12 protein-coding genes are annotated in these 14,737 nt (G+C 64.5%); 9 read left to right on the top strand and 3 right to left on the bottom strand.

Features of this window, described 5'->3' with window-relative positions; genetic code table 11:
* Nucleotides 1-74 precede the first annotated feature (74 nt).
* From A5634_RS23145 to A5634_RS23185, 9 genes are all read left to right on the top strand, one after another.
* The gene (locus tag A5634_RS23145) at nucleotides 75-755 is read left to right on the top strand and encodes a DivIVA domain-containing protein (RefSeq protein WP_065146369.1); all 681 of its coding nucleotides are present in this window, start codon (nucleotides 75-77) and stop codon (nucleotides 753-755) included.
* A gap of 72 nt (nucleotides 756-827) precedes the next feature.
* Nucleotides 828-2,051, top strand: a complete 1,224-nt coding sequence (locus tag A5634_RS23150) for a winged helix-turn-helix domain-containing protein (RefSeq protein WP_065146408.1) — start codon at nucleotides 828-830, stop codon at nucleotides 2,049-2,051.
* Nucleotides 2,048-3,115, top strand: coding sequence for a restriction endonuclease subunit S (locus A5634_RS23155; protein ID WP_065146370.1), 1,068 nt, complete (start codon nucleotides 2,048-2,050; stop codon nucleotides 3,113-3,115). Before A5634_RS23150 ends, A5634_RS23155 begins: the two co-directional genes overlap by 4 nt.
* Before the next feature lie 26 nt (nucleotides 3,116-3,141).
* Nucleotides 3,142-4,692, top strand: a complete 1,551-nt coding sequence (locus A5634_RS23160; RefSeq protein WP_065146371.1) for a type I restriction-modification system subunit M — start codon at nucleotides 3,142-3,144, stop codon at nucleotides 4,690-4,692.
* A 57-nt stretch (nucleotides 4,693-4,749) separates the two neighbouring features.
* Entirely contained in the window at nucleotides 4,750-7,944 is a 3,195-nt protein-coding gene (locus tag A5634_RS23165) for an adenylate/guanylate cyclase domain-containing protein (protein WP_065146372.1), read from the top strand.
* 9 nt (nucleotides 7,945-7,953) lie between these two features.
* Entirely contained in the window at nucleotides 7,954-9,192 is a 1,239-nt protein-coding gene (locus tag A5634_RS23170; protein ID WP_065146373.1) for a nucleotide disphospho-sugar-binding domain-containing protein, read from the top strand.
* Nucleotides 9,193-9,222: 30 nt separating this feature from the next.
* A complete protein-coding gene (gene thyX / locus A5634_RS23175) occupies nucleotides 9,223-9,975 on the top strand; it encodes an FAD-dependent thymidylate synthase (RefSeq protein WP_065146374.1) in 753 nt (250 codons plus the stop codon).
* Between the two features lie 130 nt (nucleotides 9,976-10,105).
* A complete protein-coding gene (gene dapA / locus A5634_RS23180) occupies nucleotides 10,106-11,008 on the top strand; it encodes a 4-hydroxy-tetrahydrodipicolinate synthase (RefSeq protein ID WP_065146375.1) in 903 nt (300 codons plus the stop codon).
* Nucleotides 11,009-11,015: 7 nt separating this feature from the next.
* Nucleotides 11,016-12,692, top strand: coding sequence for a ribonuclease J (locus A5634_RS23185; protein WP_065146376.1), 1,677 nt, complete (start codon nucleotides 11,016-11,018; stop codon nucleotides 12,690-12,692).
* Here the strand turns inward: A5634_RS23185 and A5634_RS23190 are convergent.
* The 3 genes from A5634_RS23190 to A5634_RS23200 are packed head-to-tail and all read right to left on the bottom strand — an operon-like array spanning nucleotide 12,689 to nucleotide 14,697.
* On the bottom strand, nucleotides 12,689-13,561 hold the full coding sequence (locus tag A5634_RS23190; protein WP_065146377.1) for an SAM-dependent methyltransferase: 873 nt from the start codon (nucleotides 13,559-13,561) through the stop codon (nucleotides 12,689-12,691). The two genes, A5634_RS23185 and A5634_RS23190, sit on opposite strands and share 4 nt — an antisense overlap.
* Nucleotides 13,562-13,564: 3 nt before the next feature.
* A complete protein-coding gene (locus tag A5634_RS23195; protein WP_065146378.1) occupies nucleotides 13,565-14,386 on the bottom strand; it encodes a mycofactocin-coupled SDR family oxidoreductase in 822 nt (273 codons plus the stop codon).
* Complete coding sequence (locus A5634_RS23200; RefSeq protein ID WP_065146379.1) at nucleotides 14,383-14,697, bottom strand: putative quinol monooxygenase; 315 nt, start codon at nucleotides 14,695-14,697, stop codon at nucleotides 14,383-14,385. Before A5634_RS23200 ends, A5634_RS23195 begins: the two co-directional genes overlap by 4 nt.
* Nucleotides 14,698-14,737 lie beyond the last annotated feature (40 nt).

Raw genomic sequence — 14,737 nt, forward strand, 5'->3', positions numbered from 1 at the left:
GCGCCTGACATACTCAAATGCGGGGGTCGGTCTTACCAGGTTCATTAGGCGGTTCCAGGAAGGGGGGAATTGCAGTGATAGCCGAACCCGCAAAGGTGTTCTCGCGCACCTTCCGCGGCTACGATCCGGCGGCGGTAGATGCGCACATCGAAATGTTGAGCACCAAACAGCAGTTGCTGCATGGCGATGTCGAGAGTCTCCGGGCGCGGTTGAGGGAGTCCGGCGACGAAGCGGCAGCGCTGCGCAAGGAGGTCGCTGTTCTCGTCGACACCTCGCCGTCGCCGCATGCGGTGCAGCAGCGGATGGCCAAGATGCTGCGACGGGCGGTCGAGGAAGCTTCCGAGATGCAGGCCGAGGCGCGGACCGAGGCGGAGGAGCTCATCGCGGCGGCTGAGGCCGAAATCGAGACCGAGCAGCGCAAGCACCAGGAGCGGCTGGCAAACATGGAAGAACAGCGCAAGGCTCTAGAAGCGGAAATGGCTCGCATGCGCGCGGACGCCGAAGCGGCGATCGAGCAGGCATGGCAAGAAGCTCTCCGCGAGCAGGAGCAGCTCGTCGAGCAAGCTCGCCGGGCGGTGGACGAGGCAGCACAGCGCAGAATCGAGATCCTCGAGCGGCTGATGGCGGTCTACCGCGACCTGGAAGCGGTTCCGGCCGCCCTCGAGTCGGCGTACAACGAACAAAACGATCAGCCGGAATCGGGCTCGATGTCAGCCAACGTCGTGCGGCTGGACGGCAAAGTCAGCACGGCATAGCTTCGCGTCCGCGTCGCCGCCCGCGTTGGCGTCCACGTTGGCTAGCGGGCCGGTATTGTCGGCGCCGTGTCCATCCGGACCCCGACGCTGACCGCCGCCCAAGCCCGACGGATAGCCGTTGCGGCCCAAGGCTTTAGCGAGCCGAGGCCCAGCGGCCAGATCAACCGGGCGCACCTGAAGCGGTTGATCTCGAGAATTCAGGTGCTGCAACTGGATTCGGTGTCGGCGACGGTGCGTGCCCACTACGCGCCGGTATTCAGCCGGTTGGGTCCGTATGACCGTGCGGTGCTGGACCACGCAGCCTGGGGGGTGCCTGCCAAGCGGTTGTTCGCCGAATACTGGGCGCATGAGGCAGCGCTGATGGCCGTCGATGACTGGCCGCTGCTGCGCTGGCGGATGCGTAAGTACCGGCACGGCCGGTGGGGGACCCACATCGTCAAGGCCAATCCGCAACTGGCCGACGATATCGTCGCCGCCGTCACCGAACTGGGGCCGAGCACCGCGGGCCAGATCGAGGCGTACCTGGAGGCGGAACCGCGCGGTCCGAAAGGTCCCTGGTGGGGTCGCAGCGACACCAAATGGGTCGCCGAAGCGCTGTTCGCCGCCGGCGTTCTCACAACGGCCACCCGAGTCGGCTTCGCGCGGCACTACGACCTGGTGGAACGGGTGCTACCCGCCAATGTGCTGGCCCGACATGTTGACGACGACGAGGCGATCCGGGAGCTGACGTTGCGCGCGGCGACCGCGCTCGGGGTGGGCACCGAGCCCGATATCCGCGACTATTTCCGGCTGTCGGCGCAGCAGGTCAAGCCGGCGATCGCGGAATTGGTCGCCGCAGGCGAGATCGAGCGGGTCGACGTCGAGGGCTGGGCGGCGCCGGCGTATTTACGGGCCCGGACCGTGCCGCGCAAGGATCGCGGCACCGCGCTGCTCTGTCCATTCGACCCGCTGATCTTCTTCCGGCCACGGGTCGAGCGGCTGTTCGAAGGCTTCCACTACCGCATCGAGATCTACACCCCCGCGGCCAAGCGCCGATACGGCTACTACGTATGGCCGCTGCTGATGGACGGGCGGTTGGTGGCGCGGGTGGACCTCAAAGCCGACCGGGCCTCGGACACACTGCAGGTGGTCGGCGCCTTCGGTGAACCCGAGATACAGAGGGCGCGGGTGGCTGACGCGCTGACCGGCGAGCTGGGGTCGATGGCGTCGTGGCTGGGGTTGGGTGGCGTTACCGTGTCCGACCGCGGTGATCTGGCCCGGCAACTGGCCACGGCCGTCAGGCGGACGGGCCGATGACCGTTACCGAGATGGTCAGACTGGGTGACCAACTGGACTTCTCCGCCGGGGCTACGTCACCGCCACGAGACTCCGACGGCGGCTACCCCGTCTACGGGGCCAACGGCGTCATCGGGTTTGCGGCCGAACACAACGCCCCCGGTCCGCTCATCGTCATCGGTCGCGTCGGGTCGTACTGCGGCAGTTTGCACTACCACCACAGCAGTGCGTGGGTATCGGACAACGCTTTTGTCTGCCGGGCTAAACGTCCGGAGGAGACCCGCTATTGGTACTACGCGCTACAAACCTGCGGACTCAACCGCTTTCGGGTCGGGTCGGGCCAGCCGTTGCTCAATCAGAGCATCCTCGAGAATGTCACCGCGTGCACCGTGCCCCCGGCCGAACGTGGCCGAATTGGCGAGGTTCTCGGCGCCTTGGACGACAAGATCGCGGCCAATCGACGCGCTGTTGATGCCGCCGAGGCTTTGATGTTGGCGATTGTTGGCAGCATTGGTGCCGACACCCCATTGTCGAACCTGGCGAGCAGGTCAACCGCCTGTCTGGACCCCCCCAAATTCCGAGACACCTTGGTCCACTACAGCATTCCTGCGTTTGACGCCGACGGCCAGCCGAGCCGCATCGATGGTCACAAGGTCAAAAGCGCCAAGTTTCAGCTCTCCGAACCCTGCGTTCTGTTCTCGAAGCTGAACCCGAGAATCCCGCGGGTCTGGGACGTCACCAGCCTGCCGACCGAGATGTGCTTGGCCAGTATGGAATTCGTCGTGTTACGGCCAACTCAGGTCACCACTTCGGCGCTCTGGGCGGCATTGCGGCAGCCTGACGTGTCGGTGCGGGCCCAACAGATAGTCGTGGGAGTGACCGGAAGTCGTCAACGCATTCAACCGAACGAACTGCTGCGAGTTCGAGTAAAAGACTCGCGGCACTTGACCGTTGGGCAATCCGAGACCATTGCGAATCTGGGCGCGTTGTGTCACGGGCGACGGATCGAAACCGCGCAGTTGGCCGCCCGCCGCGATGCGCTGCTTCCGCTTCTGATCTCCGGTACTGCAGCGGTCCGCGCATAGCGGTCGGTCTAGGAAGGAACCGCGGCATGCCGCCCACGAAAGACAAGAAAGCGCCAGCACCTTCGACCATGAAGGAGCTCAAAGAAACCCTCTGGAAGGCTGCCGGCAAGCTGCGTGGATCGCTCTCGGCAAGCCAGTACAAGGATGTGATTTTGGGGCTGGTGTTCCTCAAGTACGTCTCCGATGCCGACCAGGAGCGCCGCGACGATCCGGAAGGCGTCGGGGGATTCGTGGTGCCGTCCCACGCTCGTTGGGAGTTGCTGACCGAAAAGGCCAGAAGCGCTTCGCCGGTCGACGGCCAAGCAACTGGTCGACTCGGGCAACTGATCGACGACGCGATGGACGCGGTGATGAACGCAAACCCGACACTTAGCGGTATTCTGCCGCGGCTTTACAGCCGGGACACAATCGACGCGCGCCGGCTGGGCGAGCTGATCGAACTGCTGGACAGCGTTCAGTTTAGTCGCGACGGCGAGCACCGCGCCCGAGATCTGATGGGCGAGGTATACGAGTACTTTCTCGCCAATTTCGCTCGGGCAGAAGGGAAGCGGGGAGGCGAGTTCTTCACACCGCCTGGCGTGGTCAAGCTGATCGTTGAGGTGTTGGAACCGTCTGGGGGCAGAATCTACGACCCGTGCTGTGGGTCCGGTGGCATGTTTGTGCAGACCGAGAAATTCATCTGTCAGCACGATGGCGACCCCGACGACATTTCGATCTACGGCCAGGAAAGCGTCGAGGAGACCTGGCGGATGGCCAAAATGAACCTCGCCATCCACGGCATCGACAACAACGGTCTGGGTGCTAGGTGGGGGGATACGTTTGTGCGGGATCAACATCCCGACGTCCACATGGACTATGTGATGACCAATCCACCGTTCAACATCAAGGATTGGGTGCGCAACGAGGACGACCCGCGGTGGCGTTTCGGCGTTCCGCCGGCCAACAACGCGAACTTTGCCTGGATCCAGCACATCCTGTCCAAGCTTGCGCCTGGCGGCAAAGCCGGTGTGGTGATGGCGAACGGCTCGATGTCGTCGAACACTAACGGCGAAGGCGCTATTCGCGCCCGAATCGTGAAGGCCGATGTTGTTTCGTGCATGGTCGCACTACCGACGCAACTGTTCCGCAGCACCGGCATTCCGGTGTGCCTGTGGTTCTTCGCCGCGGACAAGACGGCTAGCGGGCAGGAGTTGGTCGACAGGTCCGGGCAGGTCTTGTTCATCGATGCCCGCGAACTCGGCTACCTGGTGGATCGCGCCGAGCGTGCGCTGTCCGCCGAAGACATTGTGCGCATTGGGGATACCTATCGGGCCTGGCGCGGTGCTAGGTCTGCTGTAGCGAAAAATATTGTCTATCAGGATGTTCCGGGCTTTTGCAGGTCGGTGACTCTTGCGGAGATCGAGGCGGCAGGCTATGCGCTGACACCCGGACGGTATGTCGGTGTACCGGGCGTCGAGGACGACGGGGAACCCGTCGACGAGAAGATCGCGCGTTTGACGAAGGAGTTGTTCGAGGCGTTCGACGAGTCGGCGCGGCTGGAAAAGGTGGTGCGCGAACAGCTGGGGCGGTTAATGTGAAGGCCGAGTTTGTGCGCCATCATGAGGGTCGCTGGGGGCACAGGAGAAATAATCGGGATGGTCAGTCCGGTTAGCGAGACCACCGAACGGTGTGGTTCGTGCGGCAATGACCTGCGCGCCAAGGCGCGGTTCTGTGACGTGTGCGGCACCCCCGTCTCTGCCCGGCACAGCGTCGGCGAACACAAGCAAGTGACCGTATTGTTCGCCGACGTCGTCGGTTCGATGAAGCTCGCCGCAGCGCTGGATGACGAGCGGCTGCAGGAACTGATGAACGAGTTGTTCAATCGCGCGGCATCGGTCGTGCAGCGCTATCAGGGGACGGTCGATAAGTTCACCGGCGACGGCCTGATGGCGTTGTTCGGTGCCCCGGTTGCCCTGGAAGATCATGCGCTGCGGGCGTGCATCTCCGCGCTGGAAATCCAAACTGTCGCCGGCGAACTGGCGGCCGATGTGCATCGCCGCGACGGCATCGAGCTGCATGTTCGTGTCGGTCTGAATTCCGGCGCCGTGATCGCCGGCGAAATCGGTTCAGGTCCAGGTAGATACACCGTGGTGGGTCACGCGGTCGGGATGGCTCAGCGGATGGAGGCAGCCGCCCCAGCGGGGGGAGTGTTGTGCTCACTTTCCACCGCGCGCCTCGTCGAGGACTCCGTCCTTCTTGACAGCGTGGAAGACGTTCGTATCAAAGGCGCCGAAGCGCCGGTGCCTGCACGACGGCTCCTCGCGGTGGAATCACAGCGAATGGTGTTGGGCCGCAACGAAGGTCTTATGCTTGGCCGCGATATCGAGTTGGGTCGGTTGCGGGCGGCAATCGACACACCTGTGACGGGGATCGTCGGCATCGTCGGTGCCCCAGGGCTGGGGAAGAGCCGCCTCATCGCTGAATTTACGACCATCGCCTCGGGTCAGGACGCGGACATCGTCGTCGCGCGTTGCGAAGCTCATACCAGCATGCTCGCGTTCGGGGTGTTGTCGCGCTTCCTGCGCGCCATGTTCGCGGCGGCAGGGCTCAGCGGTGCCGAGGCGCGCCGGCACACCTCGGCCCAGCTCGCGGGGTTTGTCGCGCCGCGCTCAGCCGACGAGCAGATCCTGTTCGAGGCCATGGGCATCGCCGACGCCGACGCACCTCAACTCATGGTGAGCGTGGATGGCCGACGCCGCCGGCTCGCTCAGATCATGACCCGGGTAGCCCGCGCACGGCCGGGTAAGACGGTCTTCATACTCGAGGACGCGCACTGGATCGACGAGCCAAGCGACGATGTGCTGGCCGATTTCGCCGCCGGACTCAGGGGAACAGCGTCAACGTTTCTGACCACTTACCGACCGGATTTCCACGGCGCGCTCCAGCAGGATCTGGACGAAACGATCAGGTTGTCACCGCTGGCCGATACGACAGCGGTGAGCGTGGTCAACCAACTGCTGGGCGACGATCTTTCGGTAACGGGTCTGGCCGAGAAGATCACCACCGCCGCGGCAGGTAACCCGTTCTTCATCGAAGAGATCATTCGTGACCTCGTCGGCCGCGATGAGCTGTCCGGAAGTCGTGGTAACTACTGCTTGATCGGCGATGTCGACACGATCGCCGTGCCCGCCACGGTACAAGCGGTGCTGTCGGCCCGCATCGACCGACTACCGGGCGCAGCGAAGTCGACCCTGAATGCGGCGGCGGTCATCGGTGCCCATTTCGACATCGATACCTTGCACGCCCTGGTGCCGGGCAGCCATGCCGTCGAACTGACTCAACTGGTGGCTGCCGAGCTGGTTGATCAGACGGAATTCCGTCCACAGCAACGGTATTACTTCCGGCACCCGTTGGTGCGCACGGTCGCCTATGAATCACAGTTGACCGCCACGCGAGCGCAGGCGCACCGCAGGCTGGCTGCGGCGATGCAGGCGCATGACCCCAGTGGTGCCGACGAGAATGCTGCGCTGATCGCGGCCCACCTGGCGGCGGCGGGCGAACTGGCGCCGGCCTACACCTGGCACATGCGGGCGGCGGAATATCTTCGCTCTCGCGATCTTTCGGCCGCACGGGCCCAATGGGAGAGTGCACAACGCATCGCCGACCGACTACCCGAGGACCACGACGGCGTCATCGCCGCGAGAATCGCGCCGCGGACCATGCTGGTATCCACGACATTCTTCACCGGCGATGTCGTCGACACCGAAGAAAGCTACCGCCAGTTTCGTGACTTGACTTTGAACAGCGGCGATTTGACCTCCTTTGCAGTCGGAACCGCCGGGCGGATCTGGTCGTTGAGCGTCAACGACAATCGCCTCCCCGAGGCAGTGGCGCTTGCGCTAGAAATGGAGGGGATCGTAACCGAGATCGACTGCGATGCAGCAACAATGCGAATCATCCTTATCTCTCTGGCTTATTCGCGGTTCGCCAGCTGCGATTTCGCCGGCGCGCTGCGGATCATCGGGTCGGTGGTTGCTCTGCCTCAGACCGAACCGGCAGTCGAGCTCTCGGTTGCCGCCACACTTCGCGGGGTGATGGAGCTTTCCACTGGTGAGAATGAGCAAGGTCACCAGCATTTACATGTTGGAATCGATTTAGCGCGGGTACTGACGCCCGTCAGTTATGCGGCGAGCTTGGCTTATTGGGTCACAATGTTGGCGGCTATCGGCATGTACCGGGCTGACGATCTAGTTGGCGAGATGCGTACCGCGCTGCGGCGCGCCGAGTCGTTCGGTGACATGTTCGGCATCGTCGCAGCCCAGTGGGCCTACGGCAGTGCACTTCTGCGCGCGAGCGGTGAGTCGCACGACGAGGCCGTCGCTGTCCTCGAACATGCGCGAGCGAGCATCCTCAAACATCGAGTATGGCGCCTGGCGTTGACAACCATCGGACCCGATTTGGCGATGGAGCTAGCTCGCAAAGGGCACCCAGATCAGGCGATTTCGGAACTCCGCGATCTGGTTGAGGTCCAGGTGAGGGGAGGCTCCCGGGTCTTCGAGGGCTGTGCCAGCGAAGCGCTGAGTGAACTCCTCATCGCCCGGGGGACCAGCGACGACTTCGCCGAAGCACACGCGGTCGTCGACAGATGGCAGGCGCGCCGGCCGGGCATTCCCGCACTGGATCTGTGGTGGCTGAAATCGCGCGCAATGTTGGCTCGGGCGGAAGGCGACGCCAGCGGATACGCCGAACTGGCCAACCAGTACCTCGCGGCGTGCGAGAAACTGGCTGCTCACGGCAGGATCGCCGAGGCGCGCAAAATGGTCGAATCATCACGTGGACAGCCTCGATAGGGTCTGAAGATGGCAACGATCCTGGCCTACACGTCGCCGGCGCTTGGTCATTTGTTGCCGGTCAGCGCGCTGCTATCGGAGCTGGACGGCCGGGGTCACGAGATACACGTGCGCACGCTCGCCGACGGGGTGCCGACAGCCGAGGGGCTCGGTTTCAGCGCGGGCGCGATCGATCCACGAATCGAGCAAATTGAGCTTGACGACTGGAAGGCGACCAATGCGCGTGCCGCGTTGCAACGCGCGGTCAAAGTATTCGGCCGCCGCGCGGCCTATGAGGTCACCGATCTCGGCACCGCGATCGAGCGGGTCCGTCCGGATGCGTTGATTGTGGATGTGAATTGTTGGGGCGCGCTGTCAGCGGCGGAATCCGGTGACATTCCGTGGGCGTGCTTTTCGCCGTACACGCCGACGTTACGGTCGCCCGGGGTACCGCCGTTCGGGCTGGGCCTCAAGCCAATGCCGGGCAGGTTGGGCCGTTGGCGCGACGCTGCCGTGCTGGCCGTGGTGACGAGGTCAGTCGAAAGGGTAATGCTGCCTCCGATCAACGCGATTCGCACCGAAGTCGGTGTGCCGAAAGTGGGCTCTGTGGACGAGTTTGTGCGACGGGCGCCCCTGGTGCTGGTCGCCAGCGGCAAGCCCTTTCAATATCCCGAAACCGATTGGGGCGACGCGGTACAGATGATCGGACCCTGCGTGCTGGATCCGTTGCTGGACAGCAGTCCTGACTGGCTGACCTCGATCGAGCGGCCAATCGTGCTCGTCACGACGTCGTCGGAGAAACAAAGCGACACCACCCTTGCGTTGACTGCGCTGGCCGCGCTCTCCAATGAACCGGTGCACGTGGTTGTCACCCTCGCGGCAGGGCAGCTGGCTGAGGTACCCACATCGCCCAATGCGACGGTGCGGCAGTTCGTTCCCCACGGCGCGGTGCTCGACCGCGCGGTGTGTGTGGTGACGCACGGCGGCATGGGCGCGACCCAAAAGGCGCTTGCCCGTGGCATACCGGTGTGCGTCGTGCCATTCGGCCGCGATCAGTTCGAGGTGGCACGACGCGTCGAGGTGGCCAGATGCGGCACCCGCCTGCCGGCCAAGAAACTGTCAGTAACCCGTCTTCGCGCGAAGGTGTGCGAAGCGATGACGATGACCGAAGGCGCGGCCAGGGTGGCGAACGGGTTCGCCGCCACTGGCGGGACTGCGCGCGGTGCTGATCTGGTCGAGCAACGTGTGCTCGGCCGCAGCGGCAACTGAACGCGTCGTTTGCACGCTACGCTGATCGCCGTGGCCGAGACCGCGCCGCTGCGCGTGCAATTGATCGCCAAGACCGACTTCCTGGCGCCATCGGACGTTCCTTGGACAACCGATGCGGACGGGGGTCCTGCGCTCGTCGAGTTCGCCGGCCGGGCCTGCTATCAGAGTTGGTCCAAACCCAATCCGCGGACCGCGACCAATGCGGGCTATATCAAGCACATCATCGACGTCGGGCACTTCTCCGTGCTCGAGCACGCGAGCGTGTCGTTCTACATCACCGGTATCTCGCGGTCCTGCACCCATGAGCTGATCCGGCACCGGCATTTCTCCTACTCGCAGCTCTCCCAGCGCTATGTGCCTGAGACCGAGTCGCAGGTGGTGCTGCCGCCCGGCATCGAGGACGACCCCGAACTGCGGGAGATCCTGACCGCCGCCGCCGACGCCAGCCGGGCCACCTATACCGAGCTGCTGAGCAGGCTCGAAGCAAAGTTTGCTGATCAGCCCAACGCGGTGCTGCGGCGCAAGCAGACTCGTCAGGCGGCCCGGGCGGTGCTGCCCAACGCCACCGAAACCCGCATCGTCGTGACCGGCAACTATCGAGCCTGGCGGCACTTCGTGGCCATGCGGGCCAGCGAACACGCCGATATCGAGATCCGCCGCCTGGCCGTCGCGTGCCTGCGACAGCTGGCCGACATCGCGCCCGCGGTCTTCGCCGACTTCGAGATCTCCGCGCTGGCAGACGGCAGCGAGGTCGCGACCAGCCCTTTAGCGACGGAAGCTTGAGCCCTCTTCTGCTGCGAGTCCAACCTGGCTGCGATTCTGAGCCCGAAAATTCGCCGTGCGGTTCGGCTCGTGCGGCGACGCATCGCGTCACTGCTAAACGGCTTGGCGCAGCCAGGTAATCTTGACAACCGTGAGCACGGTCGGATTCGATGCCCCAGCACGTCTGGGAACCCTGCTGACCGCGATGGTGACACCCTTTGACGCCGAAGGCGCCCTGGACACGGCGGCCGCGGTACGCGTGGCCCACCACCTGGTAGACCAGGGTTGCGATGGACTGGTCCTCTCTGGGACCACCGGTGAATCACCCACCACCACCGACGACGAGAAGCGCGAACTGCTCCGCGTCGTGCTCGATGCGGTCGGTGACCGGGCGCGGATCATCGCAGGTGCTGGCACCTACGACACCGCGCACAGCATCAAGCTCGCCAAAGCCGCGGCCGCGGAGGGCGCGCACGGACTCCTGGTGGTCACCCCGTACTACTCGAGGCCGCCGCAGCGTGGCCTCACGGCGCATTTCACCGCCGTCGCCGACGCCACAGACCTGCCCGTGGTGCTCTACGACATCCCGCCGCGCTCGGTGGTGCCGATCGAATCCGACACGCTGCGGGAACTGGCGCTACATCCCAACATCGTGGCCGTCAAGGACGCCAAGGCCGACCTGCACAGCGGCGGGCAGATCATCGCCGACACCGGGTTGGCCTACTACTCCGGTGATGACGGACTCAACCTGCCGTGGCTGGCCATGGGCGCCACCGGTTTCATCAGCGTGATCTCCCACCTGGCCGCCGGTCAGCTTCGAGAGTTGTTGTCCGCCTTCAATTCCGGGGACATCGCGACAGCCCGCAAGATCAATGTCGCGGTGGCGCCGTTGTGCAACGCGATGAGCCGCCTGGGCGGGGTGACGTTGTCCAAGACGGGATTGCGGCTGCAGGGCATCGACGCCGGCGATCCGCGGCTGCCACAGGTTCCGGCGACCCCGGACCAGATCGAGGCCCTGGCCGCCGATATGCGCGCGGCCTCCGTTCTCAGGTGAGCGACTAATGAACGAGGAGCTCGCCCCACCAGGTCCCCTGACCGCGGGCGGGTTGCGGGTCACTGCGCTGGGCGGAATCAGCGAAATCGGCCGCAATATGACGGTTTTCGAGCACCTCGGCCGGTTGCTGATCATCGACTGCGGGGTGATGTTCCCCACCCACGACGAGCCCGGCGTCGATTTGATACTGCCCGATCTGCGGCATATCGAAGACCGGCTCGACGACATCGAAGCCCTGGTGCTCACCCACGCCCACGAGGATCACATCGGGGCCATCCCATTCCTGCTCAAGCTGCGCCCCGACATCCCCGTCGTCGGCTCCAAGTTCACCCTGGCGTTGGTTGCGGCCAAATGCCGTGAACACCGCATCAAACCGGTGTTTGTCGAGGTCAAGGAGGGGCAGAGCAGCCGGCACGGCGTCTTCGAATGCGAATACTTCGCCGTCAACCACTCCATCCCCGACGCGTTGGCCATCGCGGTCTACACCGGCGCGGGCACCGTGCTGCACACCGGCGACATCAAGCTCGACCAACTGCCGCTCGATGGCCGCCCCACCGACCTGCCGGGCATGTCCCGACTCGGCGACGCAGGGGTGGATCTGTTTCTGTGCGACTCCACCAACGCCGAGCACCCGGGCGTGGGGCCCTCGGAAAGCGAAATCGGGCCGACGCTGCACCGGTTGATCCGGGGCGCCGATGGACGCGTTATCGTGGCGTGTTTCGCATCCAACGTCGACAGGGTGCAGCAGATCATCGACGCCGCAGTGGCTTTGGGTCGACGCGTGTCGTTCGTGGGGCGATCGATGGTGCGCAACATGGGGATTGCGCGCGAACTCGGCTTCCTGCGAGTCGACGACTCGGATCTGATCGACATCGCCGCGGCGGAGATGATGCCGCCTGACCGAGTTGTGTTGGTTACCACCGGCACCCAGGGTGAACCGATGGCGGCGTTGTCACGCATGTCGCGCGGTGAGCACCGCAGCATCACCCTGACCGCCGGCGACCTCATCGTATTGTCGTCGTCGTTGATCCCCGGGAACGAGGAAGCCGTCTACGGCGTCATCGACTCGCTAGCCAAGATCGGGGCTCGCGTCGTCACCAATGCCCAAGCACGGGTGCATGTTTCGGGCCATGCGTACGCCGGGGAGTTGCTTTTCCTCTACAACGGGGTCCGCCCGCGCCATGTCATGCCGGTGCACGGCACCTGGCGGCATCTGCGAGCCAACGCCAAGCTGGCCGCCAGCACCGGCGTGCCGGAGGAGTCAATCCTGTTGGCGGAGAACGGCGTCAGCGTCGACCTCGTCGCAGGAAAAGCCAGCATTGCAGGGGCGGTGCCGGTCGGCAAGATGTTCGTCGACGGGTTGATCACCGGCGACGTCGGCGATATCACCTTGGGGGAGCGGCTGATCTTGTCCGAGGGTTTCGTCGCGGTCACCGTGGTGGTCAAGCGGGGTACCGGCGAACCGGCGGTGACTCCTCATCTGCACTCGCGCGGGTTTTCCGAAGATCCCAAGGCGCTGGAACCGGCCGTGCGCAGGGTCGAGGCGGAACTCGAGCAGTTGGTCGCCAACAACGTCACCGATCCGATCCGGATCGCTCAGGGCGTGCGCCGCACCGTGGGAAAGTGGGTGGGGGAGACGTTCCGCCGCCAGCCGATGATCGTCCCGACGGTGCTTGAGATCTAAAGCTTTTCGGCGAATGCGGACCATTCGATTTGGGACGCTTTGAGTTTGCGGCCGGTGGGCTCGACATAGCGCTCCACCAGGTCGTCCGGCCCGACTTGCTCCAGCAGACGCCAGCCGTATTCGTCCAGGAACGGCGCGACCTCCTCCGGCAGTAAACCGAAGTGCCACAACTTGCGTCGCTCGCGGACCGAACGGTACAACGTGCGGGTGCCATACCTGTTCGTGCCGTCGATGAAGTCCCGGCGTATGTAGCTGAACACCATGCGGCTCCCCGGCGCTGTCGGACGCAATCCCTCCAGGGTGGTACGCACGGCGTCCTCGGTGAGGTACTGGGTGACACCCTCCCAGATGAAGAACACCCGGTAGTCGGGGAGGTATCCGTGCTCGGCCAATGCAGTCAGCAGGTCGTCCCGCTCGAAGTCCAACGCCACCAACCGAACCGAGAGCGGCAGCTCGCCCAGCACACGTCGTACCGTCTTGGCCTTGCGGGCGATGTTGACCGGCAGGTCCACTTCGAACACCGGCTTGCGGATCTGTCGGGTGAGCCGGTAAGGCCGGGTATCCAGTCCCGCGCCGAGGATCACCACCGCATCGATGTCGTCTACCGCCTCGGCGAGTTTGTCGCCGATAAATCGCTTGCGGCAGGCCAGATTCGCCCACAACCCACGGCCCGTCCATTCGGAAGTGCGGATGAGCGCGCGCCGGACCGAGGCCCATTGGGTGGTGGCGACGAGTAGTCGCATTGGTATCGGTAGGAAGAGTTCGGCGAGGTCATCTTCAACCAACCGCCGCTCGGAGGGCTCGTTCTGCTCGACGGCGGCCAACACCATTGGTCCAAAAGCAGTGCGCGCCGCGTAATTTCGTGTCATGACTTACCGCTTGTTCACTAATCCCGCATCTACTGGCATGGCGATGCCGGTGATGTAGCGAGCCTGATCGGACACCAGCCATGCCACGGCGTTGGCGATGTCGTCAGCCTGCAGAATCTGCACCGGTAGCGCATTGCCCGAACCAGAAGCCGCGCCCGATGCGGCCATGTCCGCCAACCATTTCAACGTGAACTCATTGTTGATCATCGGGGTAGCCACGCCACTGGGGTGGATCGAATTCACCCGGATGTTGTCCGGCGCAAGAAGATTGGCGTATACCCGCATCAGGCCCACCAACGCATGCTTGGATGCGGCGTAGCCGATGGCGCCCGCGTCGGCGCTGGCGACGCCGGCCAAGCCAGCCGACGAACTGATCAATACGATCGAGCCGCCGCTGCCGTGCTCTTTGATGGCCGGTATGGCGACCTCGATGGTGTGATAGACGCCGGTGAGATTGACGTCGATCACGTCATGCCAGCCGTCGTCGCCGGATTGCATGGGTGCGATACCGGCGTTCGCGACGACGATGTCGAGTCGGCCGAACTCGTCGAGTCCGCTTCGCAGCGCGGCGTCCAGTGCGGCTCGATCACGGACGTCGGCCTGTTGTGCGACGATGCGGGCCCCGGTGTCCTCAACGAGCTTGACGGTGGCAGCCAGGTCCTCGGTGGTGCCGAGGGGGTACGGCACGCTGTCGATCTGGCCACAGAGGTCGACTGCGATGATGTCCGCGCCGTCGGTGGCCAGTCGCAGCGCGTGTGCGCGGCCCTGGCCGCGAGCGGCTCCGGTGATGAAGGCCGTCTTGCCTTCTAGTGGCCGAGTCATCAGACGCGGATTTGGCCCTTATCGGCGTCTCCGGCCGGAACCGGCTGCAGCATCTTGATGTCGGGCGCGCCGGCGAGGTGCTCCCCGGCGGCGGTGAACATCTTGGCGACCGCGGGGGCGGTGCTGTGGGTCTTGAGGGCCTCTTCGTCGGCCCATTGCTCGACGAAAACGAAGGTCTCACCGGACTGGTGCAGGGAGTAAAGCTGGCACCCGGGCTCGGCGTGCACCTCTTCGACCGCGGTGGTGAGGATCTCGCGGACGGTGTCTACCGATTCCGGCTTCACGGTCAGCGTGGCGACGACGACGACGGGCATGCTGGGCCTCCTGGCAACTCTGACGGGCGGGTTTGGAGTC

It is taken from the genome of Mycobacterium asiaticum (genome assembly GCF_001673365.1).
Classification (GTDB): Bacteria; Actinomycetota; Actinomycetes; order Mycobacteriales; family Mycobacteriaceae; genus Mycobacterium; species Mycobacterium asiaticum_A.

What these genes read in the sequence shown, in the direction of transcription:
- A5634_RS23170 (WP_065146373.1), top strand. Translation starts at nt 7,954, where the DNA reads ATGGCAACGATCCTGGCCTACACGTCGCCGGCGCTTGGTCATTTGTTG.
- A5634_RS23185 (WP_065146376.1), top strand. Translation starts at nt 11,016, where the DNA reads ATGAACGAGGAGCTCGCCCCACCAGGTCCCCTGACCGCGGGCGGGTTG.
- A5634_RS23190 (WP_065146377.1), bottom strand. Translation starts at nt 13,561, where the DNA reads ATGACACGAAATTACGCGGCGCGCACTGCTTTTGGACCAATGGTGTTG.
- A5634_RS23200 (WP_065146379.1), bottom strand. Translation starts at nt 14,697, where the DNA reads ATGCCCGTCGTCGTCGTCGCCACGCTGACCGTGAAGCCGGAATCGGTA.
- A5634_RS23165 (WP_065146372.1), top strand. Translation starts at nt 4,750, where the DNA reads ATGGTCAGTCCGGTTAGCGAGACCACCGAACGGTGTGGTTCGTGCGGC.
- A5634_RS23160 (WP_065146371.1), top strand. Translation starts at nt 3,142, where the DNA reads ATGCCGCCCACGAAAGACAAGAAAGCGCCAGCACCTTCGACCATGAAG.
- A5634_RS23155 (WP_065146370.1), top strand. Translation starts at nt 2,048, where the DNA reads ATGACCGTTACCGAGATGGTCAGACTGGGTGACCAACTGGACTTCTCC.